The organism is Deltaproteobacteria bacterium, assembly GCA_017302835.1.
In the GTDB taxonomy this organism is placed as follows: Bacteria; Bdellovibrionota; Bdellovibrionia; order Bdellovibrionales; family Bdellovibrionaceae; genus UBA2316.
In genome coordinates this window covers 21734-45471 of the sequence record JAFLCC010000015.1, presented here as the reverse complement: position 1 = coordinate 45471, position 23738 = coordinate 21734, and the positions used below count along the sequence as shown (strand labels likewise).

At 38.2% G+C, this 23738-nt stretch carries 21 protein-coding genes; 7 read left to right on the top strand and 14 right to left on the bottom strand.

The annotated features are described in order from the left end of the window. The gene (locus J0M15_13890) at positions 1–978 is read left to right on the top strand and encodes a hypothetical protein (GenBank protein MBN8538141.1); all 978 of its coding nucleotides are present in this window, start codon (positions 1–3) and stop codon (positions 976–978) included. On the opposite strand, the gene J0M15_13885 is transcribed toward J0M15_13890, so the two are convergent. The 10 genes from J0M15_13885 to J0M15_13840 form a co-directional block, all read right to left on the bottom strand. Then, positions 968–2491 carry a Tim44 domain-containing protein gene (locus tag J0M15_13885; GenBank protein MBN8538140.1) on the bottom strand — a complete coding sequence of 508 codons (1524 nt, stop codon included), beginning with the start codon at positions 2489–2491 and terminating at the stop codon, positions 968–970. The two genes, J0M15_13890 and J0M15_13885, sit on opposite strands and share 11 nt — an antisense overlap. Continuing rightward, positions 2492–3106 (bottom strand): hypothetical protein, encoded by a 615-nt coding sequence (locus tag J0M15_13880; protein MBN8538139.1) that lies wholly within the window; start codon positions 3104–3106, stop codon positions 2492–2494. It abuts the gene before it with no gap. Beyond that, positions 3084–3563, bottom strand: a complete 480-nt coding sequence (locus tag J0M15_13875) for a hypothetical protein (GenBank protein MBN8538138.1) — start codon at positions 3561–3563, stop codon at positions 3084–3086. The genes J0M15_13880 and J0M15_13875 overlap by 23 nt, the downstream gene beginning before the upstream one ends. A 96-nt stretch (positions 3564–3659) precedes the next feature. Continuing rightward, positions 3660–5186 carry an alpha/beta hydrolase gene (locus tag J0M15_13870; GenBank protein ID MBN8538137.1) on the bottom strand — a complete coding sequence of 509 codons (1527 nt, stop codon included), beginning with the start codon at positions 5184–5186 and terminating at the stop codon, positions 3660–3662. Positions 5187–5443: 257 nt separating this feature from the next. Continuing rightward, positions 5444–6337, bottom strand: a complete 894-nt coding sequence (locus J0M15_13865; protein ID MBN8538136.1) for a hydroxymethylglutaryl-CoA lyase — start codon at positions 6335–6337, stop codon at positions 5444–5446. A 7-nt stretch (positions 6338–6344) separates the two neighbouring features. Then, a complete protein-coding gene (locus tag J0M15_13860; GenBank protein MBN8538135.1) occupies positions 6345–6743 on the bottom strand; it encodes a biotin/lipoyl-binding protein in 399 nt (132 codons plus the stop codon). Next, positions 6740–8209 carry an ATP-grasp domain-containing protein gene (locus tag J0M15_13855; protein ID MBN8538134.1) on the bottom strand — a complete coding sequence of 490 codons (1470 nt, stop codon included), beginning with the start codon at positions 8207–8209 and terminating at the stop codon, positions 6740–6742. The genes J0M15_13860 and J0M15_13855 overlap by 4 nt, the downstream gene beginning before the upstream one ends. Positions 8210–8267: 58 nt before the next feature. Beyond that, positions 8268–9044, bottom strand: coding sequence for an enoyl-CoA hydratase/isomerase family protein (locus tag J0M15_13850; protein MBN8538133.1), 777 nt, complete (start codon positions 9042–9044; stop codon positions 8268–8270). A gap of 72 nt (positions 9045–9116) precedes the next feature. After that, positions 9117–10724, bottom strand: coding sequence for a methylcrotonoyl-CoA carboxylase (locus J0M15_13845; protein MBN8538132.1), 1608 nt, complete (start codon positions 10722–10724; stop codon positions 9117–9119). A gap of 38 nt (positions 10725–10762) precedes the next feature. Further along, positions 10763–11461, bottom strand: a complete 699-nt coding sequence (locus J0M15_13840; GenBank protein ID MBN8538131.1) for a hypothetical protein — start codon at positions 11459–11461, stop codon at positions 10763–10765. Positions 11462–11537: 76 nt separating this feature from the next. Here J0M15_13840 and J0M15_13835 point away from each other — a divergent pair, with 76 nt between their 5' ends. Further along, on the top strand, positions 11538–12059 hold the full coding sequence (locus tag J0M15_13835; protein ID MBN8538130.1) for a hypothetical protein: 522 nt from the start codon (positions 11538–11540) through the stop codon (positions 12057–12059). Continuing rightward, positions 12060–13127: a methyltransferase domain-containing protein gene (locus tag J0M15_13830; GenBank protein MBN8538129.1), complete on the top strand. Its 1068-nt coding sequence runs from the start codon at positions 12060–12062 to the stop codon at positions 13125–13127. Positions 13128–13286: 159 nt separating this feature from the next. Here J0M15_13830 and J0M15_13825 read toward each other — a convergent pair whose 3' ends face one another. Then, positions 13287–13892 (bottom strand): hypothetical protein, encoded by a 606-nt coding sequence (locus J0M15_13825; protein MBN8538128.1) that lies wholly within the window; start codon positions 13890–13892, stop codon positions 13287–13289. 236 nt (positions 13893–14128) lie between these two features. On the opposite strand from J0M15_13825, the gene J0M15_13820 reads away from it, so the two are divergent. Beyond that, the gene (locus J0M15_13820; GenBank protein ID MBN8538127.1) at positions 14129–15268 is read left to right on the top strand and encodes an ATP-binding protein; all 1140 of its coding nucleotides are present in this window, start codon (positions 14129–14131) and stop codon (positions 15266–15268) included. Here J0M15_13820 and J0M15_13815 read toward each other — a convergent pair. The 3 genes from J0M15_13815 to J0M15_13805 form a co-directional block, all read right to left on the bottom strand. After that, complete coding sequence (locus J0M15_13815; protein MBN8538126.1) at positions 15243–15587, bottom strand: DUF4143 domain-containing protein; 345 nt, start codon at positions 15585–15587, stop codon at positions 15243–15245. The two genes, J0M15_13820 and J0M15_13815, sit on opposite strands and share 26 nt — an antisense overlap. Before the next feature lie 316 nt (positions 15588–15903). Continuing rightward, the gene (locus J0M15_13810; protein ID MBN8538125.1) at positions 15904–16638 is read right to left on the bottom strand and encodes a hypothetical protein; all 735 of its coding nucleotides are present in this window, start codon (positions 16636–16638) and stop codon (positions 15904–15906) included. A gap of 24 nt (positions 16639–16662) precedes the next feature. Beyond that, positions 16663–18279, bottom strand: coding sequence for a hypothetical protein (locus J0M15_13805; GenBank protein ID MBN8538124.1), 1617 nt, complete (start codon positions 18277–18279; stop codon positions 16663–16665). 137 nt (positions 18280–18416) lie between these two features. On the opposite strand from J0M15_13805, the gene J0M15_13800 reads away from it, so the two are divergent. The 3 genes from J0M15_13800 (at position 18417) to J0M15_13790 (ending at position 23730) form a co-directional block, all read left to right on the top strand. After that, positions 18417–19223: a TIGR02147 family protein gene (locus J0M15_13800; GenBank protein MBN8538123.1), complete on the top strand. Its 807-nt coding sequence runs from the start codon at positions 18417–18419 to the stop codon at positions 19221–19223. 185 nt (positions 19224–19408) lie between these two features. After that, on the top strand, positions 19409–19804 hold the full coding sequence (locus J0M15_13795; protein MBN8538122.1) for a YccF domain-containing protein: 396 nt from the start codon (positions 19409–19411) through the stop codon (positions 19802–19804). Positions 19805–19962: 158 nt separating this feature from the next. Further along, positions 19963–23730, top strand: coding sequence for a hypothetical protein (locus J0M15_13790; protein ID MBN8538121.1), 3768 nt, complete (start codon positions 19963–19965; stop codon positions 23728–23730). The last annotated feature ends 8 nt before the right edge of the window (positions 23731–23738 follow it).

The window sequence follows — 23738 nt, the reverse complement described above, 5'->3', positions numbered from 1 at the left end:
ATGCAGCTAAAATTAGTTTTCATATTTCTAATGACGATGACTATTTTTACATCCAGTTTTGGAGAGGTTCTTTCAAAAAAAAATGCGGTTCAAAAGCTATCTTCAGTAGAAATTCAATGGGAAGACTATAAAGAAGCAACAAAATATCAAGTTCAAGTGTTTAACTCGAAAAATAAATTCTTAAAAACCTTTGAATCCAAAACGAGCTTGTTAAAATTTAAATCGACTTCTGGAAAAGTAAAAATTAGGGGTCGATTTCTTAATACTTATGGACATTATAGTCAATGGAGTGAGTTTATTAATATTGAAGTGCCACCCGAGTCCGTCGAATTTAATAAATCGGCTGATATAAATGCCCAAGGTAAAAATGGGATTTTTGCGCCACTAACGGCAAAGGCTTCCAACTTAACTTTGAAGGGTAAATTGAAATTAGAATGGCCAGAATCAGCACAAACGAAAAAATATAAACTAAAGATCTACGACAAAGATAAAAAATTGGTTCAAGAATTGATTTCGAAAAACCCTAACGCTCAAATAGAACTTGATGCTGGTGAATTTGAATATTCAATCACGAGTATTGGAAATGATGACATTTTAGGGAAAGAAATTTTTTCTCCCCAGAAAATAAACATCAATGCGGCTCAGCTGCCAGACATCTTATTTAAAGTGGAATCTTCTAATAAAAATACAAACGATTTTAAAATTTTGATTCCTAAAAAACCAAATATCCTCATCTCCGGAAAATTAGAATACTCTTATCACCTGGAAGATAAATGGGAAGTTATCCAAGAAATCACCAAAACTGCAGAATCATGGTCCCCAGGACCAAATTTAAAACCAGGAAAATATAAAATATCCTTCTGGGGGAAGAAAGTTGGTTGGCAAAACTCAATTCCATTTAACTATGAATTTGTCATTAAACCAACAGAAGAATCCATTGAGTCAGTCATAAAGGAAATTCGTTCTATTACAAATTGAACTCTTCATCTTGTTCGATTTGTGAAAGAACCCAATCAAATTGACCCAGCGTAATTTTAGTTCCACAAAAATCACATTTTCCCGCCATGGATATTTTTAATTCTGCTCCACATGAAGGACAGTTCTTTACATTCTTGATTTTTGCATCCTTGTGATTGCTTCCTATCCCTTTTATGAAAGTCCAATATTCGGTGAAGGATATCTTTTTTGAGGAACTTCCTCTGATCACCGTACCAGATTGATTTTTAGTGTAATCTATCATGTTCGCAAATATTCTAACCGTAAAAGAGAGGTAGTAATTATCGCTATGTATGCAGACCGGGACAATCTTTTCGACTTCGATTTTTTCTATATAATTTTTTTCTTTTTTTCTTCTAAAGTCCTCTATCCAATAAAGTTGTGAATTAAAAAGCGAATCCGATTCGAAGGGTCTTGCCAGTTCCCAATTCTGATCAGACCATGATTTTTGTAAATTAAAGAAAATATCTTTAAACCTTTTATGCGTGTATTCAAGTTCACTTCTATCTTTAAAAACTGTTGCCAATTGTTTTTCAATAAAAGGGTCCTTTATTGTCGGTAAGTTCGTTCCCTCTTCAATAACGACAGAAGAAAGTAAAGAGGAAGAGTTAGCGGCCTGTGAATAAAATTCTTTATTGCTGTTTATATCATAAATAAACCAATCAAATTTTCCATTTTTGTTAGACTGACCACAAGAAAAACACTTTCCTGAGGTCGTTTCAGATATAGAGGCGCCACAATTTGGACAGGCTAAAGAAGTTATCGATTCTGGAGGTTTAGATTTAACCTGAAGGCCTCTTCGCAAATTCCATGATTCTTTCAAAAGGAATCTCTGTGATTTTCCATCTTGATAAAGTTCCGTATAGTTAGCTGTAAAATAAATCTTTACTTCAAGATACTCTAGAGTTTTTTTCATACTTAAAATTTGACAATTGCCAACAACAACTCCATCCACTTGAAGTAGAGTTTCATGTCTATTGTATTTGTTAATAATTGTTTCTGAAAAATATTGTGATAACAGATCTAGTTTTTTTTGGCCGCGGTTTTCATGAAAGTGTGAGTACAATGAAAAAATAAAGTCTTTAAACAAGGGATAAGAAAAAAGAGGGTCTATCGCTGTTAAAGATATCACAAAATCACGAGTCTGATTGAGTTCTTTATTCGTGTTATCTGATTCATACTTTGAATAGTAATCATCATAAGAATGAGATTTACGGTAGGATGAATATAAAATAAAAGCCAAGAAAATCAAAAATGGAATTCCAAACAAAGGATAACGAATTCCTATTCTAATGATCCAATAAATGAGCTCAAAAATAATTCCAGAGTCATTATTGCGGTAATATCCTGAACCACTACCAGAGCTCCATCCCCCCCGACTTCCCCCACCGGACCGTCTGCCGCCTCCATAGGAATCTCCACCGCCAACTCGAGCTTCTGCATCAAATACAAATATTCCAAATACCAATGTAACTAATAATATAATTTTAATCATTTAGAATCCTAATACATCATTTGATAATTCATTTTTGAAAGTTTCATCAGGCCATTTTTGGTGACAAAAAACACCAAACCCTCTTATAAAAGCACCTAATTCATTGGCAAAATCTTTTTTATTCATAGCTTGGTTGAATTCACTCTCAAAATTTAACAGCTCAGCGGCAGAGATTTTTTTTAAGACACCTACATCCGTCAATATAATTCCTCTTTTTTCCAAACGAGAATAATACATCAACATTCCAGATCTTAACTCAGTCATGTACATTTTTTGCTGAGAAAAATGAAACAAAGCTCTCTCTTCTACATTTGAGTTTTTCTTGTTTCGTCCTATTAAAAACTGCACCCCCATCAGCAGATGTAAAAAAATAACCAACACCAAATTTAGAAAAATTAACTCAAAGTAGATTAAAACAAAATTTTCCTCAACTTGACTAAAATGAGCAATGGCCAGTAATAGAAAATTACCTAACAAACAATATGCTAAAATGTGGTCCCAGTAGCCTCTAGCTTGGCGCTCAATGATTAATTTAAGTTCTATTTGGGTCTTTTGTTCAAACTCTTCAATACATTGAACAATTATCGCTTTTTTATTTTTCTTCGTTATTTTCATGCAGATTATCATTTTCGTTGTTAAACTGAGATTTTGCTTTTTTAAATGAAGTTTTTAAATCACTGACCGCCGTTTGAATCCCAGACTTAATATCTTCCCATGCATTTCCAGTACTTAACTTGAGACTGGCAATATCTGCTGCAATTTCAGATTTTCTTTTTTCCAAAGTATCAATTTGATCATTCCACTGCTTTTGAACTTCGGTTGTTGTTTTTTTTTGCGCCTTATTAACTTTGGCTTTAAGTGATTTAATTTCTTTATCTAATTTGTCTAAATTTGATTGAAATTCTTTTTCAATTTTTTCTTTTTTCTCTACCGAATAATCTTTGATATCATTCACTTTTGTATCGACTTTTTTACCCAGGTTTTCACCGACGCCTTCGGCGAAGACGAGATTCAAATTTAGCAGGCAAGTCACAAAGAAAAAACACAATAACATTAAAATTCTTAAAATCATAATAACCCCTTGTCATAGCATGGAGAGCGTATTTAAAAAGTCTTTAAATACGCTTTGATAGTTTCAATGTATATTTATCAAGGAAGTAGTCAATCTCTAATATTGAATCCTCTTAATCCCTTCTAACTCGCCTTCAATGGAGGAAAAGTCTTTTGGTCTCTTTAAAAATAGCTCCCAGGTGACTTTTTTTAAATTTTCATTTTTTTCATTTTTGGTAATAATTGAATTTAAATTTTTAACAAATTCACTATCTATTTTTTCGCCATTTAACGCTTTTATATAAAGATTTCTATGCGCCAATTTAATTTCATCATTTGCTGAATTAATTTTAGACAGCCCCGGATTGTGCCCGCCCTTAATTGAAAACATAAAAAAAACAGATTTTTTGGGAACCATTTTCCAGTGATTTAAAGCCCCTGTTGCAACAGTGGCGGCATCATGGGAGCCTTGCAGATAGTAAATAGGTACTAAAACGGGATATTTAGCTTCCTCATAACTATCTTGATTTTCTTCCTTGATATCATGTTTGTAGCATTCATCTCGCCAATATTTTTTTAATGTTGTCGGTCGTTCGATAAACCCTTTTTCAGAATCATAGTCTAAGGTAAATTTATCCTTCTCGAAGGCCTTTAATTCCTTACAATAAAAAATTGATAAAATGTTGTCATCCACAGCCCCAGGTTGTTGAGGTTTCTCAAAGCGAGTTCGACTTAATGTGTATTTTCTCTTTAGTTCTTTAAATGCCTCTTCATTAAATCCACCCTCAAGAGGAAATAGCTTATCTAATAGATTTTCCTTCAAAGATTTAAACCCCGCATCGCGATAGCCGGCGATCATAAATTGTTGCATGATGATTTCAAATTTTTTGTCTCTATCGTTTAAAATCAATTGATCAAAGCTATTTTTTTGTTTTTCATTAAATGATTTGATTATCAAATTCCATTTGTCTGAAAAATAATTAAATCTAGAAAGATTTTCAACAGACCCAACAACTCCTTCAAGGACTAACACCTTGGTGTTAGCCTTAAAAAAAGAGGAATACATAGTTGCAGGAATAGTTCCATAACTGAGGCCATAAACAGACCATTTCTCAATTCCAAAATGTTTTCGTATCTCCTCCATGTCATAAATAGTATTCTTTGAAGAGTAGATTTTTTGATCAGAATATTCGTCCCATGTATTTGGCGTGGAGCAACCAACTCCTCGTTGGTCAAAATTAATCTGATTATACCCGTCAGAAAGAATGTCTTCAAATTGATGGGTATTCTGCCCAGGTCCGCCATCAACAAATACAAAAGAAGGCAATTTAGGATCAAAGGGTTTACGAGTGTAAGCATAAATCTGCATTTTGTCAGTACTGCTTGTTTGGTTGTCATAATTCTTTGGAACATCAATCCAAACACCGTTCTCATGACTGAGTTTTTCATTTGTATTTACGTAAAGTTGGCAAAAGGTTTTTCCATTGATAAAATTATCTTTTGTCACTTTTAATATAAGGGTTTCATCAATTTCGCTTGAAAATTTATTTTTGTTTTCGTTCGATTTTTGACAAGAATTCAGAAAAAGAAGCACACTCAAGACGTAGAATCCATATTTCATGGATCTTAAAATCAATATCCCCATACTAACTCCCCCTAGACTCTTTAATTCGTGGAACCTAGTACAGACTTAGAAAGACTCAAAGAAAATTTAATAAAATCGGTCTTTTCTCTGTGAAAATTATCTGAAAAGGATATTTTTTTCATTTATGTCAAAAAATAAAACACCTTAAATCCAGAAACCAAAGCCAACCCGCAGGGAGTCCCGACCGACAAGAACGAAGAGTTGAGTCATAGACGTAACCCCCGCTGAGCCTCATTCCTAGTTGGCCTAATAATGAATCACATTCCTACTTGTCCCAATTTTGATGGCAAAGGTTTTCCCATTTCCTGAGTCAACCAGGAATGGATTTGAAGTATTTTTCTTAAATCAATGTGAGTATTCACTCCCGTTTTTTGGAACATATACAAAACATCTTCTGTAGCTACATTTCCTGTGGCAGCGGGAGCATAAGGACAGCCACCCAATCCACCAATGCTGGAATCAAAAACCCTGACTCCCAGATTATAGGATTCTAATATGTTGGCTAAAGCCTGCCCGCGAGTATCATGAAAGTGCCCCGCTAATTTTTCAACGGGTATCGCTTTCTTTAATTTCGAGAATAAGGATCTGACTTGGCCCACATGCGCTTTTCCAATGGTATCCCCAATAGAAATTTCGTAAGCTCCCATTTCATAAAGTTTTTTTGCTAACCTCACCACAACGGCCTCTTTGATTTCACCTTCAAAGGGACAACCAAAACAGACGCTTAAATAACCTCGTACTTTAATTTTATTTTTTTTTGCCAGTGAAAAAACTTTTTCAAATCGAAAAAAACTTTCCTCAATGGAGCAATTAATGTTTTTTTGAGAAAAAGATTCAGAACAGCCAGCAAAAACGGCCACTTCCTTAACTCTATTTTCTATGGCCTTAAACATCCCTATTTCATTTGGAACTAATACAGATAAATTGTTTTTAGGAGAGTATTCATTTAGTTTCGCAAAAACTTGGTCACTTCCTTCCATTTGTGGGACTTTATCTGCACGAACAAAGGCTCCAGCCTCCATAAACTTCATACCAGAATCTAATAGTTTTTTCCCAAGCTCCACTTTTTGATTTACAGTCAAAATTTTGGATTCATTTTGCAAACCATCTCGAAGGCCCACTTCAACTATTTTTATACTTTTTGCCGACATATCTAAATTATCCTTTTTCGAGCTCGACCAATAATTTAGCCAGGATCACTTGATCGTTAATTTTACAGTTAACACTCTTAACTTTGCCATCAATACTAGATTTTAAGGTGTACTCCATTTTCATGGCTTCCATCACAATCAAAGAATCCCCGGCCTTCACCATTTGTCCAAGGGTCACAAAAATTTTGGTTATTTTTCCAGGCATTGGAGATAGCACTAAATTTGGATTGGATACAGACGTCTTTGTCTTTCTCTTAGAAACTCTATGGCTATCTAAATCCATTGCCAGAATTTGCCCAGATACATGAACCCAAAGGGTATTTTTAACAACCTCGGCACTTGCCTTTGAAGTCTCTCCATTTTCAATCAACTCAAAATTTTTTATGACCCCATTTTCATTTTTCATGACCACATTCTCCAATCAAAACTCCAAGGGTTTGATTTAGTTTTCTTGATTTCTTTTTTGCCTGTGAAATATTTTTTTATCTGAGAAATATTTTTTTCGTCGATCGGTGATAACCTTTCTGGAAGAATCGGGTCTTTAAAATAAGTTTCAATAAATCGTGTGGTCATTGTTCCCTTTATGAATTCGGGATGGGCTAAAATAGCCAGTAGATAGGGAATATTTGTGTGGACCCCAAAAATCAACGTTTCCTTAAGGACCTTGCACATTTTTTTTATGGCACGATTTCTATTTTCGTCCCAAACAATAATTTTTGCTATCATTGGATCATAATACGAAGTGATGGTATCACCTTTTTCAAAACCATACTCATACCTTCTTCCAGGTCCTTCTGGAAAAAACACTGTTCCTAATAATCCCGTACTTGGAAGGCCTCCTAAATAAGAATTCTCGGCATAAACTCTGCACTCTATGCTATGCCCATGAGCTGTTTTATATTTATCTTTGGTTAAGATAAAATCATTTTGTGCTGTTAAAATCTGAGCTTTGACAAGATCAATCCCCATCACTTGCTCGGTCACCGGGTGTTCTACTTGTAGGCGGGTATTTACTTCTAGCAAATAAAACTCTTCATCTTGAAATAAAAACTCAACAGTCCCAGCCCCTTTATAGTTTACACTTTTTGCAATGCTCACGGCACATTCACCCATCTTGATTCTGAGCTCAGTAGAAATGGAGGGAGATAAGGCTTCTTCAATTATTTTTTGATGGCGACGTTGCACCGAACACTCCCGGTCCATCAGATGAGTAACTTGCCCGATGGAATCGCCAAAAATTTGAAATTCAATATGCTTAGCTTTATCTAAATATTTTTCCAAAAAAACTTTTGATGAACCAAAGGCCGCTAGGGCTTCTCGTTGTGCCGACTCGATTTGTTCCTTGGCCTCACTTGCTGCTTGAATCAACTTCATTCCACGTCCACCACCGCCAGCCGCGGCCTTGACAATCACAGGATAGCCAATTCGTTCAGCCTCCTGAGCAAGAAATAAAACCTCCTGATTTTCTCCTTGATACCCAGGCACTAAAGGAATCCCAAGCTTTTTAGCCAGAGCTTTACAATTGACTTTATCACCAAGGGCACGAATCGATTCTGGAGACGGTCCGATAAAAATAATACCCGCTTTAATACATGCCTCTGCAAAATCAGGATTCTCAGACAAAAAACCAAATCCTGGATGGAGGGCATCGACTTTTCCTGCTAAGGCTCCCTGAATGTTGGCTTCAATGTTCAAATAACTTTCCGCTGTTGAGGCCGGACCAATACAAATTGATTTAGTTGCCATTCTGTAAGCTCGTGAATGAGTATCCACATCTGAATGTAATAAAACGGTTTCTATTTCAAGTTCTTCACAAGCTTTTATAATTCTGACAGCGACTTCTCCACGATTGGCGATGGCAATTCTTTTAATTTTTTTATTTTCTAAATTTACATGATGATTCACAAATGATTATCCTTTTGCCCCAGGCTTAGTTTTTTTTCCAAATCGGAGATGACTTTTCTAAAAAGCTTTTGATTCCTTCTTGTCCTTCAGAAGACACCCTGAGCTCAGCAATGAGTTTTGTTGTTAATGATTCAGGACTGGTTGTACCTAAAGACCTTAATTCCCTTAAAAGTTTTTTTGTTTTTCGAACCGCCTGAGGACTGCATTCTTTGTACTGATGGAGATGGGTTTGAATCGCCGAATGACCTCTACCTGCAGAACATATCTCATTGACTAAGAACAACTCTTTGGCTTGATTTTCATCAAATACAGAAGCAGAAAGCATATAATGATGAACTAGAGGGTTGGCTTTCTTTAAAACAAAACTGGAAATAACAGCTGGAGAAATTCCCAATTTCACTTCACTAAAACAAAAATTTGTACCCTTCTCGGCAATCACGTAGTCACAATTGGCAATCAGCCCCAAAGCTCCGCCGTAAACAGCGCCATGAACTAGACCTATGAGTGGAATATCTAGTTGGCTCTGGGCTTCAAATAATTGATATAATTCCTTTGCATCCAGAATGTTTTCTTCAAAATTATAATTCACCATGGAGCGCATCCAATTTAAATCAGCCCCTGCACAAAAAGCTTTTCCTTCACCTACCAAAGTCATTACCTTAATATCTGATCTTTGTTGCAAGGCTTTAAATACGGAGCTCAACTCCTTAATCATTTCTGAGTTGAAGGCGTTTCGCACCTCTGGTCGATTTAATTTAATCTGCAACACCTGATCTAATTCCGTCAGTATCAGGGTTTTCAACTGAGCATTCATCATATTTTCAATCCTTTATCATCAGAGTCATGTTGGCATTTGATTTAATAAGAATGAGTTTCACATTCTAAAAACACCCTGCCTGGGCTCACTCCATTTTTTATTTAAACTCGCGGCAATTCCAAGTGCAAGGACTCTTCTTGTTTCCTTTGGATCTATCACTCCATCATCCCAAATCCTGGCGCTAGAATAATACGCAGAACTTTCTTCGCTATATTTATCTAGAATTGGTTTTTTAAATCTCTCTTCTTCTTCCAAACTCATTTGTTGTTTTTTAATAGCTAACTGATCTTTTTTTACTGTCAGCAATACATTTGCAGCTTGTTCTCCGCCCATCACGGAAATTTTAGCATTGGGCCACATCCAAAGTTGCCGTGGCTGAAAGGCCCTTCCACACATTCCATAATTTCCAGCACCATAGGAACCACCAATAACAACAGTAAATTTAGGAACAGAGGCATTGCTTACGGCCATAACCATTTTAGCTCCCTGCTTTGCAATTCCTTCATTTTCATATTTTTTACCTACCATGAAACCCGTGATATTTTGCAGAAACACTAAAGGAATTTGTCGTTGTTCACAAAGCTCTATAAAATGAGCTGCCTTTAAAGCGCTTTCACTAAACAAAACTCCATTATTTGCAATAATTCCTACGGGATAACCCCAAATGTGTCCCCAACCTGTCACCAACGTTTTTCCATAAAGTGGTTTGAATTCATGAAAATCACTGGCGTCTACAAGCCGAGAAATAATTTCTCGCACATCAAATGATTTTTTGGAATCCTCAGGAATAACTCCATAGATTTCCTCAATAGAATAAGCAGGCTCCTCGGGAGGTTCCATCTTTAGATGAACCACACGTTGTTTATTCAAATGTTTTACGATCTCACGTGTTACTTCAAGGGCATGGGAATCATTTTCGGCGAAATGATCTGTCACGCCACTGATTTCGCAATGAACATGGGCCCCTCCCAAATCTTGGGCCGAGACTTCTTCTCCTGTGGCTGCCTTCACCAGAGGCGGACCGCCTAAAAATATAGTTCCATTTTCATTGACGATCACATTTTCATCACTCATTGACGGGACATAGGCTCCTCCAGCGGTGCATGAACCCATGACGATGGAAATCTGCGAAATCCCTTCAGCTGACATTCTAGCCTGGTTATAAAAAATACGACCGAAATGTTCTCGATCAGGAAAAACTTCAGACTGAAGTGGCAAAAAGGCTCCTCCACTATCCACTAAATAAATACAAGGCAATCCATTTTCTTGAGCTATTTCTTGTGCTCGCAAATGTTTCTTTACGGTAAGAGGAAAATACGTTCCACCTTTTACCGTGGCATCATTAGCAACAATCATGACTTCAATGCCGTGGATGACACCAATCCCAGTTATAATACCAGCACAGGGCGCTTCGTTATCGTAAACACCCCAAGCAGCGAGCGTTGAAAATTCCAGAAAGCTGGTACCAGGATCCAATAAGTTCTGAATTCGTTCCCTTACGGTGAGCTTACCGCGAGCTTTCTGTTTTTCCTGAGAGTCTGAGCCTCCTCCAAGTTTTATTTTTTCGACTTGTTTTTTTAAGTTTTCTATTAAGTCGAGCATGTACCGTTTGTTTTTTTTAAAATCTTCAGAGTCGCTATTAATTTCAGTTTCTAGTACTGCCATAAACTTCCTTCCATAAATTTCCCTATTAATGCCTTTCTTTACTGATGTGTCGTAAAGGTTGTTGATTCTAATACGGGAACGATGGAAATCCAAGAATTCAAGTTCATCTCTGCTGCCAGAGCTTCTTTTTCGTCGAAAAATAAGATTTTATGTTCCACCAATGCTTTTTGTTCGGCCCTTAACTGAGCTAATACCATTTCTCTTTGTTCCGATTGAATCTCAAATCTGGCCCTGTAGCTTTTAAATTTTTTCTCGTTCAAAACCGAAGATACTTTTTCAAAATGAATTTTTTGTATTTTAAATTGAAAGTCTCCGATGGGAGCATGTCTGAGCCAAAGCAGTTTAAAACTTTCAATTCCTGCTGTCATCAAAGCTGATTCCAGAAAGTAACCTTCTTCATCTAAATTTCTTGATCTATCTGGCAAAATCACTTCAATTTGAGTGTCATTAATTTTAGCGACCCTTAATCCCATCCCAAGAGTTGAGGACCTAAAAAAATCCAAAAAATAACTCAACGCTTCTCTGGTCATTTGCGGAGACCATTTTTCAACGTAGGTCATAAAATCTACAATATGAGGCCTCAATCCTTTAACTTCGAAAAACACTTTCAGATGTTGCCAAAGTTTTTCTTCCATTAGAACCTGCGCCTGATTCCAATTTCCAAGCACTTTCTTTTCAAATTCATTCTTTTTATTCAAACTTTTATTTACTAGTGAAGACATCCATTCTGAATACATAGTTCCCCCAATTATAACTTTTGCCAAAAGCTTGTTACAAAGATATACTCATATCACAAATTAGAGGAAATGTTCTATGATGAAAATTTTGAGTTTAATAGTCTTTGTCATTTTGCTAGTCTGGTCATGGCATCTAGTTCATAGCAATACCCCACTAGACTTTGAGACGCACTCTGGCATTCAAAATAAAATGATGGAGTTAATTGAAAATACCATTCGTAGCAAAAAGCCAGATTCCAAAGATATTGATATTGTTAAAATTTGGACTCAAAACGTCGGCGACCATAAAATCAAAGCTACATTCACCTATCGTTTTAGCGAACCTTCTGGGACTGAAATGGTGGAAAGACTTATCGAAGGAGAAGCTGTGCTTTCTAGAGATATCTCTGATAACCCCACGGTTGATAAATGGGTCATTCAATCCCTCTTAACTAAAGGTGATAATATTTCTTTTTCCGAGGGTTCATTAGTTACCACCGACAATCAAACTCCAGATGAAAATCTTTCCACAACCAAGCAACAAATCCCTCCAGTAGAAAGTCCAAAAATTCAAAACGCTGAAGGTATAAAAGCAGAACCACCTCATGAACAGAAATAAATGATTCCGCAGGAAATTCCTAGTCTGTTTTTATCCACGGATGAAGATGGTTTTTTAATTGATGACGAAAAAAAAATTACCAATTTGGAAATTGGCTCGGGTGTTTTAGCAAATTTGACTCTACTTCCTAATAATTCATTTGGGTCTTGGTATCATCATCAACCCGTGATTGTTGAAGCTTTTGATTCGCCCTTGATAGTTCAGTCTATAGAAAGAATGGTTCTACCGGAAAAAAACCTCAACAAACTATTGAAGCTTCATTTTCATTATGACTATTGTAAATTCGTAGCTGTTCAAAATCTTTTTGTTGATCACTGGGACAGACTCCATGGCGAGCTTGAAAATGGCATTCCTTTTACCTTTTCCAGAAAAGCACAAGAACAATTTTTTGAAATGCTAGAAGAATATACCGATGAAGAGTTTGAGTGGCACGGAGAAACAGAAAAATTCCATCCCTTTTGGCTAGAGTCATCAGCCATTGATAGCCCTCAATGGTGGAATCATATTTACGTGAATGAAACCCCAGGATGGAATTTAGAATCACCTGCTGAAACTTTGAAGGATATGTTGCCACGATTGAAACTGCCTAAATCAAAAATTTTAGTTCTCGGCTGTGGTGATAGTCATGACGCTGCTTTTTTTGCGAGCCATGGCCACCTGGTAACCGCAGTTGATATTTCCACCCATGCCATTGAAAGATCTAAAAAACTTTATGGTCATTTAGATACTCTTAAATGGTTAGAAGCTGATTTATTTAATTTACCCGAATCATTTCACGGTCAATTTGATTTGATTTTTGAATACACTTGCTATTGTGCCATTAATCCACATCGACGTAAAGAGCTGATCAAAGTTTGGAATCAGTGTCTTCATGATCAGGGACAGTTGATGGCAACTTTTTTTTGTATGCATAAACGACAAGGACCACCCTTTGGTTCTACGGAATGGGAAATTCGGGAATTCCTGAAGAAAGACTTTCAGTTTTTATTTTGGGGCCGCTGGAAAAAATCAATACCCCGAAGGCAAGGTCGCGAGCTCTTTGTGCTGGCTAAGAAAAGAATAAAATAAAATGATTCTTAGAGCGTTTTTGGAAAGCCTTAATTTGAAAATAACCAAGAACTTGCTTCGTCAGTAAGAACGAGAATTTATATCTAGACGGGCCCTAGACTGCCTTTCACCAGCGAAGCAAGTTCTGTTTCTTAAAAATTAAATGAGATACCTTGATGCTTAGTAATTTCTTTCAAATTGAACGGTAACTGATTGGATAAACACAGCCCCCGTAACTCCTAATCTCAAAGTAGAAAAATCATTATAGTTTCCATTATTGAATCTTGAATAAAGATATACGCTTTCTCCGTAAGTTTGCTTTGAATCGACAACCCTTCCGTTTAGCAATAAATCGATGGAAGCCCTGTTTGTAGAACCTACTTTAACGAAAACACTTCTGATTCTATATCGACTTAAGTCATATCCTAAATTGAGCATCGCTGCCAAATTAAGAGATTCATACTGTACCCAACGATTTACAAATACGGATCTCTCAAATGTATATCCAGGATCATAATAAGGTGGCTGTGGAACAGGATGTGGATAAACGGGAATAGGTGTGGGAACTGGAACTGGATGAATAGGCCGAGGTGGATAAATTGGCCCCGGTCCATAGTGACCACCATGATTTCCATGACGTCGATCAAACCGATCACCTTTATTGCCGCCCCGATCAAATCTTTCAAATTGCTGAGCATTAGTTGTTGTCACAATTCCCACTAGAATTAAACCAGTAGCCATTGCTAATGATAAAATCTGTTTTGAAAAAAAGTTATTTTTTTTCATAGTTTCCCCTTTTTGGTATGGTTATTTTAGTCCCCAGTTATTAATACTTCTCTAGTGAGCCATCGTAAGCAAACTCCATTCCATATCAATTTTCAGTTTTTTGGAGCCATTTTGCTCCTGCATCTACAGACCAACATCATCAAGACGCTGCTGGAGATTTCACGAGTTATTTCTTATACAGACGAATTGACTCGCGAGTTATTTCTTGTTAGCATGAATTAACTCGCAAGGAAAAAATGAACTACTCTAGGTATCTTAGACAATTTATAGAATCGGACCTGAAATCAAAAATGGTTTTTATTGGCGGCCCAAGACAAATTGGCAAAACCACTTTGGCACTAAGCTTTCTTCAACCCAAAAATAAAAATTCATCAGCCTATCTAAATTGGGACATCATAAAACATCAAAAATCGATTAGAACTCTAGAGATTCCATCAGATCACCCTTTGATTGTTTTTGACGAAATCCATAAGTTTTCGAAATGGAAAACTTTACTAAAAGGGTTTTACGATGCCTATGTCCCAGAAATAAATTGTATTGTTACTGGATCTGCCAGATTGAATGTCTTTAAAAAAGGTGGCGATTCTCTTCTAGGTCGTTATCATTACTTTCGAATGCATCCACTTTCCCCTTTTGAAATCAACAAGAACTTTCAAATGAGTGATCTCCAAGGGCTACTGAAATTTGGTGGTTTCCCTGATCCTTTCTCAAGAGCCGAGGAGAGATTTTTAAGACGCTGGCAAAAAGATCGCTCCGAAAGGCTCGTTCAAGAAGACCTTCGGGATTTGGGAAGAGTCAAAGATTTAACTTTGATTGAAATGCTTATGGAAGCTTTACCTAGCCGAGTTGGCAGCCCTCTTTCTATTCAAAGCCTTCGAGAAGATCTTCAAGTAGCTCATGAATCGGTTCAGCGATGGATTGAAATATTGGAATATCTCTACCTTGTTTATAGAATTCCCCCCTTTGGATCGCCAAAAATCAGAGCCGTAAAAAAAGAACAGAAATTATATTTCTGGGATTGGACTTCGGTTGAAAATAGTGGTCCTCGTTTTGAAAACTTTGTAGCAAATCAACTTTTGAGGTATTGTCATTATCAAGAAGATGTTGAAGGTTACAAAATGGAACTCCGATTTATTCGAGATATCGATGGCAGAGAAATTGATTTCGTCATTCTTCAAGATAAAAAACCTCTCTTTGCTGTGGAATGCAAAACTGGAGAAAATCAACTTTCATCTCATATTTCTTATTTTAAAAATCGAACAAATATTCCTCGATTCTACCAAGTACATCTAGGAAAAAAACATTTCGGACATCCAGAAAAGGAAGGCCAAATGATACCCATCGATCTCTTTATAAAAGAAATTTTGAAATTGTAATTTTAATAAACCCCTCTTCTTTCAAACCTAAAAGACCCTTTGCGTGTTCAGGCTTGAAAGTTGTACTTAATTTAAACTCAAGAGCTAATTCATTTTCTATGATCAGATCGACTTCATTTTCTTTAGATCTCCAAAAATAGATATTTTTGCGAATTTTTGAATAGGACAGATTGGCTCGAATTTCTTGGATCATAAATTGTTCAAAGTTAACTCCCAAATCCGAACTATTTAAAGGCATTGGCAATCGTCTTGAAAAATAGTTTGAGACTCCACAATCGAAAAAATAAAATTTTGATTTGGTCGTTGCTTTTCTACTCATTGTTTTTTGAAAGGGCAATAACTCGAAGCCTATCAAAGTGTCTCTATAAGACGATGTACTTCATCTAGAAGCATTGGTAATTTTTGAATTTCGTCAATTATTACAACTGAGTTATCTGATTTGATTTTTTCTCCCAGAGCTTTTGGGCGTCTTAAAAACTCCTCATAAGCATCAGCATCCAATAAATCAAAAACCAATGACTTTCGAAATTGTTCTTGAATCAAATCGGCAATGAGTTGCCAGTTTAATTGTTAAAATCGGCAACTCATTGCCGATTTTGGATCTGAATTTAAAACAGATCCTAGACCTGCGATGGTTATTTGTTAACTGGTTTGGGTTTGCATTCTTCCTCAGAAGGATGAAATTCTCTCGTGCCAGGTCTGGTATTTTCCTTATAATCAACGTTAACAATGACTGTTCCCGTTTCTTGAATTCCTTTTTCTAAACAAAAACCGTTCTCGTCAACTTTACCACAGGCATAAAATTCATAGCCAATATTATTTTCTCCGGCAGTGACTTGAAAAGAGAGAAATCCAGGCGACATATCTAAAAAGAGGACAGCTTCGTACATATCAGGATCATTAAATCGATAGGATGCTCGACCACTACAAAGAGATCGATTAATAATTTTCCAATGACCTTTATAGTTTGTTCTTTTATTTTCCTGCGTGACCTTTGGTGAAATTATTAAATCTCCACCATGGGGTGATACCACGGTTTCCATTTCATCACTTTTAACCGAACCATCACAAAGGTATCTGATGGTTCTTTGAAACTCCCTTGTTATAGAAATATTTTTGCTAAATAAAACTTCACTTTGCTCTGGGCTTTTTGTATTACAAATGGCCTCTTCTTCTTTTTGTTTTTGAGGTTGTCCTCCCGTATTGTTTACATTTTGATTGGTGTCGGGACTTTTTCCACAAGATGAAATAACTGATACGAGCAATGTCAGAAGAAAAATAAAAACTTTAGTTCTCTTCGTACTCAAATACTTATTATGTCCACAAAATTTAGCTATTAAATTTTGTGGTTCCTCTAAACGATTTTTCATTGAATTACCTCCCCATAATTAAAATTACTTATTAAATGAATCTAATAGTCGCACTGACTCAATAGTTGAGTGATTATAAATTCCAAACATAAAATCAATTCTAGATGTTTTAATAACTTTATTTTTAAATGGTCTTTGCTGTAGAGGCGGATTCGTTTTATATAAACCATTATCGTTCAATACCACATTTATTTTTTCATTATTAAAGTCATATCTAAAAACGATATTATGAACTCCCTTTGGAACATCGCCATAGAATAATTTAACTTCGTTTCCCATGACATCTAATATGATTTCTGAACCAGCATCCGTACTGACACTTAGATCGGCCCTAATTTCAACTTCAAAAATTTCTTGGAATGAAGTTTCAAAATATAACCGACCGGTTCCCGTAAGTTTTCCCCGACTACAATACAGGGGAAACCTGTAACTGTTAAAATAAGTGGGATCTTTATGTTCAGCTAAAATATCTACACAACTATGTGAATCCAAAATGACACTTGGATTAAGAGTTAAATGGAATAATGTTTTTTTAAAATCATTATTCCATTTACCATTACTCATTAATTTCCTAGGTCTTAATTTTTCGTAAGTTAGTACTCCTGAATCAACTGCGGCCTTGATTTCTTTTTCTGTCGTATTTAAGGAAGGACAAATAGCTGAATATTGGTACGTCTCGTTCAAACGTTGACCAGGCATTCGATTTTTTTGTTGGCATTCAAAGCCTGTGTCAAGCTCATAAGTTTTTGATATAGCTTCTTCTTTGTATAAATATCTTCCAATTACTGGTGTATTATAACCAAATAACTTTCCTAAATCCTCGGTGAAACCTTTTGGGAAATTTAATAAACTATGAGCCGGCCCGTAGTTTAGCGGAGAAAACACATTGTCATCATAATCTAACTCAGAAACTTCTTCTGGATCTTTTTCGATGATATAGTAAACAATTTTTTGAACTTCTTCATTGGTTAAATTAAAATCAAGCTGAATATTTCTCATTCTTTCATGTAAAATACAGGCCGCTTGGCTTTTCAAGTTTGCGTGATTCCAAACAGGTAAATTTAAAAAAATTCTTTCGGTATTTTGATCAAAAAAGGCTCCCGAAAAAACATTTAGATTCTTTGTTGAAAAATTTGAGGGAACACTGATTTCATAAATATTATTTATGGTCAGGGGTGTTCCTAGAAATAAGAAATAAAATCCTTGATATTCACTTGCAGCCTCGCGAAGCATTATTCCATCGTGAGTGATTAAATTAATTAATTTTCTGGCCCTCGGTTTCCATTTACTTAATCTTTCTTTTAAATAAAGAAAACTCTTTAATTGTCTATAATCAATCCAAATTCCAGGGTGTGATTTATTTAAATAATCAGTGATCTCAATATGATCGCCAGATTCATTGTCAATGACTTCAGTGTTATTGACGTATAAATCCCAAAATATAAATTGATGTGATTTTTTCGATTCAACAAAAGTGCCGCCGCCACCAGCATCGCTGCCTCCCCCAAACTTTCCGCCGCCAACTTTTCCACCGCCATCAACATTCCGGCCGCCTTCTGAAAAGGCAGGGGAATGAAATCCAAATAGGAGTGAAATAAGAATTAGAACTTCAATAATGTAAAATGGATTCAGTTTTTTCATTAAACGGGCTCCTAAAATTTGATATGTGGAAAATAAACTATGCCTTGACGCAATGCTAGATAAACTTTTACTAATTTTTGGCATAAACATTGGTAAAATAGTAAAGTTTATCTGTAACTATCCGAAATTATTACTAAATGAATATATTTAATTACACTAATTATAAGCTTTATGTGAATGAACGAATTAAAAACTTACCTAAGCGTGGTCACGGAGAATACCTTCGCATAGCAAAATTTATTGGTTTACACACGACCAGTGTCAGTCAAATTTTCAAAGGGAATAAAGATCTCAGTCTTGAGCAGGCCGCCAAATTAGCACAATATTTTGGTTTAAGCGAATTAGAAAGTGATTACTTTCTCAACCTAGTTGAATTTGAAAAAGCCGGAAGTGTGGAGTTAAAGGTTTTGATAGAAGCTAGATTAAAAAAAATTAAAGATCATTCTTTAGATTTAATAAACAGAATACCGAAGGATAAAATACTTTCTGATTCTGAAAAAGCAAAATTTTACTCACTGTGGTATTATAGCGCCATACGTTTGCTTGTTGACGTTCCTGAATATCAAAATCGAGAATTAGTTGCAAATCGTCTTGGTTTGTCATTGAAAACTATCAATGAGTCTATTGATTTTCTATTATCAACGGGATTACTTGAATACGATGATAAAAATCTTAAGGTAGGATTAAAAAGAACTTTTATCGAATCTAGTTCCAATTTGGTAGCTCGTCATCATATCAACTGGCGATTAAAAGCCATTGAGCGTTTTGACACTTTAGAATATCTCAAAGATTTTGTTTTTACCTCTCCAATGACAATTTCCATTGAAGATGGAATGAAGATTCGCGAGCTGTTGAGCCAAACTGTTGAAAAAATTATGAAGCTAAATTCATCTTCAAAGTCAGAGGATCTTTATATTTTAAATATAGATTGGTTAAAATTCTAACCCCTTGTCCCTTCTGTCCTTTCTTTGTCTTTGCTTTGTCTTTGCTTTGTCTTTGCTTTGTCTTTGCTTTGTCTTTGCTTTGTCTTTAAGGGAAATTATCTAAAGTGACGTTGCCGTCGAAGATGGCCAATTCGTTGACAATGCATCAATCCTTGGTAGGGTGGGAAATAGGCAAAAATTTTAATATGAATTTATTAATGAATTTACTTTGGCTTTTTTTCGGTGGCTGGACAACGGCGGTCTCGTGGTTTTTGTCTTCCTTTTTTATGGTGATTTCCATTATTGGTATTCCTTGGGCGCGGGCCGCTTTTAATATTGGATTATTAAATCTTTGGCCCTTTGGTTCAGAAGTTAGAAATCGAAAGAACCTATCTGGCGAAGATATTGGCACTGGTTTCTTAGGTTTTATTGGCAACGTTCTCTGGTTCCTATTTTGTGGTTGGTGGTTAGCTCTTGTTCATTTGGGTTGGGCTCTTCTTTTAGGAATAACCATTATTGGAATTCCATTTGCCATTCAACACTTGAAATTGGCAAAGATTTCTTTAGCCCCGATCGGCAAAGCAATCATCTTTAGTTTATAAAGCAGCTCAAGTCATGTGGGCGACATGCCGGGAGTCTATCCCCTAATGAGACAGCTAAATTTGTTTTTGCTTATTTTTGAGCTTTTTGAGTATTTTTTTTCACTTCATCTCAAAATGAGTCTCTTGTTTTTTCAAAATATCCCGATCTATCTTCTAATATGACCAATATAAAAACACTAAAGTTTATCTTTTTTATATTTTCATTTTTCTTCTTAACTGCATCGCAAGTGTTTGCGATAGGTGCAGGGATTACCTACAACGGTCGCATTCTCAATCCCAACGGAGAGCCTGTTCAAGGAAATAGCGTTCAATTTAAACTGCAAATTCGTACCATTGGAAGTGAGAACTGTCTGATGTACGAGGAAGTGCAAGTTAAAGACATGAGCGGCTCTGATGGGGTTTTCACTTTAACTATCAATGACGGTTCGGGCACTCGACTTGATTCTGCCGCCTATGGATTAGATCAGATCTTTGCCAATCGAGGTGCTTTTTCGTTCCCTACAAATTATTGTGCTTCAGGAAATAGTTATGCTCCAAATCCTTCCGATGGCAGGAAGTTACAAGTTTATTTTAACGATGGCACCATCCCCGCTGGAGAGTGGGAACCGAGTCCTGCGATGGCCATTAATTTTATTCCTTCAGCTATTGAAGCCATGCAGGTGGGCGGATACAAAAAAGAACAGTTGCTGAAATTAGCTGACGGTGTTTCAACAACTGGGTCTGAATTAGATGCCACGAAATGGACCAACCTGCAGGCCTTGCTCGCAGGGAGTTCTTCTCAGTATGTGACTCCGGGTTCTGCGACTTTTACGGCGGCTCCGTCATGGAGCGGAACTCCGAGTGTGGGGACAGACTTGGTAAACAAAACCTATGTGGATGCTCAAGTTGCTGCGGGTTTACCCGATGTGGGAACTCCAGGAACCTATGGGAAAGTCACAACAGACGCCAAGGGCCGTGTGACCTCAGGAGCCGCGCTGGTGGAAGCCGACATCCCCACCCTGAGCACCGCAGGGAAGGTCAGTGGATCGGCGATCAACACCGGAACTGTCGGTGGAAATGCAGCGATCAACACCACGGGAAATTTAGTGAGCACGGGAACTGTGAGTGGGCAAACGCTGTCAGCAACTCAGTTGCGAGTTTATAATGGATCCAATTACTTGCAATTCACCTCACCCACTCTTTCAGGAATTACGAATTTTATTCTTCCCCCAGGAGACTCGACAGGAACACAGTACCTACGTTCTGATGGGGCGGGGAATTTATCTTGGGGCTCGCCGGGATCGGGTTCTGGAACAGTGAACTCAGGTTCAGCGAACCAGCTGGCCTACTATGCCGGAGCCGGCAGCGCGGTCAGTGGTTTGAGTACTGCTAATAACGGCGTTTTGGTAACTAGTGGTGCCGGAGCTCCCTCCATCTCTTCAACTCTTCCCAGCGCGGTGCAAACGAATATCACTAACCTTGGCACGATCACCTCAGGGACTTGGAACGGAACCGCGATCGCTCCACAATATGGAGGCACCGGGATTAACGCCAGCAGTGCGGCGAATGGGACTTTGGCCATTGGCAATGGTTCGGGATTTACCTTGGCGAATTTAACTCAAGCAGCGAATCAGGGAGTCACCATCACGAATGGTTCAGGATCGATCGCCCTGGGCACCGCGCAGGATATCCGCACGACCGCCTCGCCCACCTTTGCAGGAATGATTTTAAATAACGTGGCTACGAATTTGACCCAATCGGTATCCGTAGGAACAAGCTACGGGATCACCTGGCCGGGAAGTGTGGCCTCCACAGCAGGTTCGGTACTTACTTCCACCACTGGAGGCCTTCTGAGCTGGACCGCCGCTGTCCCCGCAGCTAATGGAGGAACGGGTCAGTCCAGCTACACGATCGGAGATTTGCTCTATGCTTCGACTAGCTCGGCACTTTCGCGATTGCCAGCAAGTACCAGCGGTTATGTGCTCACCAGCAACGGAGCAGGCACCGCGCCCTCATGGCAAGCTGCCGCAGGGGGTGGCGCGATCTCGGCCCTGACTGCCGCAGCCAGCACGAACAGCATCGATAACACAAATTACGCCCAGACATGGAATTGGTCCACGGCCACCACTGAGAACCCGATGGTATTGACAGCCAATGCTTTGACCACAGGAAGTCTTTTGAGCGTGAGCACCTCTAACAGCTCGCTAAATTCCACCAATGGCTTGCTAAACGTGGCCAATACGGGAGCCTCCACCAGCGGCGTGCTAGCTAGGTTGCAATCCAACTCCACCGCAGGCTCAGGGCTAACGGTTCTAGCCAATGGGAATGTGGGAGTTGGGACAGCGACACCAGCAGGGATATTAGACGTGCAAGGTGGGACTTCAACTGTCGGAGCAGGAAAAGGCATCAACTTGGTCGCGCAATCAGCACTGCAGTGGTCTGGTTATTATCCTGGTGGCTCAATCTCAATTTCCGCAGGGAATAGCTATGGTGAAGGAATCAATGGAGGAAGTGTTCAAATCACGGCAGGGAAGGCCCAATATACCGGTGCGATTGGTGACGGAGGATCTTTGACGTTAAGTGGTTCATCACATTGGGGGAACCCTGGTGGAGCAACTCTCTCTGGTGGAGTTGGCCGAAATGGATTTGGTTATGCGGGGAATTTGTATTTGAATACCTCCACCTCAAGTGCAGGTGGTCCAGCATATTTAGTTGCCGGAAATGCCTATAGCGGAAATTCAAACGGAGGACCTCTTTATCTCTTTGGAGGGTATAATGCCGGAGCAGGGGTGCCAGGTAATACCATTCTCGCACACAATGGGACAAGTGGACATGGCAACGTAGGGATAGGAACAACGACACCTTCGAGTGCTTTGGAAGTCAGCGGCGATATCACGGTTTCGAAAAACGTTGGTGGTCGAAGTCTGAATATTGCCAACACGAATGTCGACGGCGAAAATGCTACGTCGTTCTACATAAATGGGGCTCATGCAAATGGTGCAACCGCAGCCCAGGGTGGCGGTATTCATTTATCTTCAGGTACAGGCAAGCTCACTGGCAACGGCGGCACGCTCGATTTGTCTGCAGGCACTAGCGGTAACGGTGGCGCAGGCGGTCCTGTGAATCTCCTGGGCGGAAACGCGTCGGGTGGTTCATCAACGGCGGGTGGAGCTGTAAATATACAAGGTGGCTTGGGTAAAACCACCGGAGGTGCGGTGAATATCCTGGGTGGATTCACGAACACCGCCGGATCAAGCAGCCCTGCTGGCAATGTCAACATTACTGGAGGTCAATCCATTGCTGGAAACAATAATGGTGGCAGCATATTTCTGAATGGCGGCACAAAATCTGGAACAGGATCCGTTGGAAATATCATAATGGGAAATATAGGTGGGAACGTAGGGATTGGTACGGCGACTCCAACTTCTGCGCTAGATGTGGGAAATGGACAAGTTAAAGCAGGATCTTTCTCCTCTGGCCCAATAGGTCTAACTGTAAATGGCGTTGGACAAAATAATACTTTTCTTAGAGGAATCTCTTCAACCACTGATACGACAGTGCTGATTGGTTCAGCCTCGGGAGGAGTGGGAGGTTACATCAATCTTTGGGATGCGACTATAACACAAACAGTTCGTTTAGCTGGCAGTGGCGATTCTTACTTAAATGGTGGCAACGTCGGTATTGGAACAGCCAGCCCGGGAGCTAAATTAGATGTTACGGATGCAAGCACAACAACCAGTGCGATTATCGTTCCTCGCGCAGGAACCTTCACGGGAACGACCGTTAATGGAATGATTCGTTACAATACAACTTCGACTCTTTTTGAGTTTTATCAAAACGGTGGTTGGGTGAATTACACGACAGTCTCTGACGGTCGCTTGAAAACCAATGTGATTCCGATCACTGACGGCTTAAGTATCGTAAGGAGACAGTTACCGCTCTCTTGAGTATGGAA

What these genes read in the sequence shown, in the direction of transcription:
- J0M15_13890 (MBN8538141.1), top strand. Translation starts at nt 1, where the DNA reads ATGCAGCTAAAATTAGTTTTCATATTTCTAATGACGATGACTATTTTT.
- J0M15_13885 (MBN8538140.1), bottom strand. Translation starts at nt 2,491, where the DNA reads ATGATTAAAATTATATTATTAGTTACATTGGTATTTGGAATATTTGTA.
- J0M15_13880 (MBN8538139.1), bottom strand. Translation starts at nt 3,106, where the DNA reads ATGAAAATAACGAAGAAAAATAAAAAAGCGATAATTGTTCAATGTATT.
- J0M15_13875 (MBN8538138.1), bottom strand. Translation starts at nt 3,563, where the DNA reads ATGATTTTAAGAATTTTAATGTTATTGTGTTTTTTCTTTGTGACTTGC.
- J0M15_13870 (MBN8538137.1), bottom strand. Translation starts at nt 5,186, where the DNA reads ATGGGGATATTGATTTTAAGATCCATGAAATATGGATTCTACGTCTTG.
- J0M15_13865 (MBN8538136.1), bottom strand. Translation starts at nt 6,337, where the DNA reads ATGTCGGCAAAAAGTATAAAAATAGTTGAAGTGGGCCTTCGAGATGGT.
- J0M15_13860 (MBN8538135.1), bottom strand. Translation starts at nt 6,743, where the DNA reads ATGAAAAATGAAAATGGGGTCATAAAAAATTTTGAGTTGATTGAAAAT.
- J0M15_13845 (MBN8538132.1), bottom strand. Translation starts at nt 10,724, where the DNA reads ATGGCAGTACTAGAAACTGAAATTAATAGCGACTCTGAAGATTTTAAA.
- J0M15_13840 (MBN8538131.1), bottom strand. Translation starts at nt 11,461, where the DNA reads ATGTATTCAGAATGGATGTCTTCACTAGTAAATAAAAGTTTGAATAAA.
- J0M15_13835 (MBN8538130.1), top strand. Translation starts at nt 11,538, where the DNA reads ATGATGAAAATTTTGAGTTTAATAGTCTTTGTCATTTTGCTAGTCTGG.
- J0M15_13830 (MBN8538129.1), top strand. Translation starts at nt 12,060, where the DNA reads ATGATTCCGCAGGAAATTCCTAGTCTGTTTTTATCCACGGATGAAGAT.
- J0M15_13825 (MBN8538128.1), bottom strand. Translation starts at nt 13,892, where the DNA reads ATGAAAAAAAATAACTTTTTTTCAAAACAGATTTTATCATTAGCAATG.
- J0M15_13820 (MBN8538127.1), top strand. Translation starts at nt 14,129, where the DNA reads ATGAACTACTCTAGGTATCTTAGACAATTTATAGAATCGGACCTGAAA.
- J0M15_13815 (MBN8538126.1), bottom strand. Translation starts at nt 15,587, where the DNA reads ATGAGTAGAAAAGCAACGACCAAATCAAAATTTTATTTTTTCGATTGT.
- J0M15_13810 (MBN8538125.1), bottom strand. Translation starts at nt 16,638, where the DNA reads ATGAAAAATCGTTTAGAGGAACCACAAAATTTAATAGCTAAATTTTGT.
- J0M15_13805 (MBN8538124.1), bottom strand. Translation starts at nt 18,279, where the DNA reads ATGAAAAAACTGAATCCATTTTACATTATTGAAGTTCTAATTCTTATT.
- J0M15_13800 (MBN8538123.1), top strand. Translation starts at nt 18,417, where the DNA reads ATGAATATATTTAATTACACTAATTATAAGCTTTATGTGAATGAACGA.
- J0M15_13795 (MBN8538122.1), top strand. Translation starts at nt 19,409, where the DNA reads ATGAATTTATTAATGAATTTACTTTGGCTTTTTTTCGGTGGCTGGACA.
- J0M15_13790 (MBN8538121.1), top strand. Translation starts at nt 19,963, where the DNA reads ATGACCAATATAAAAACACTAAAGTTTATCTTTTTTATATTTTCATTT.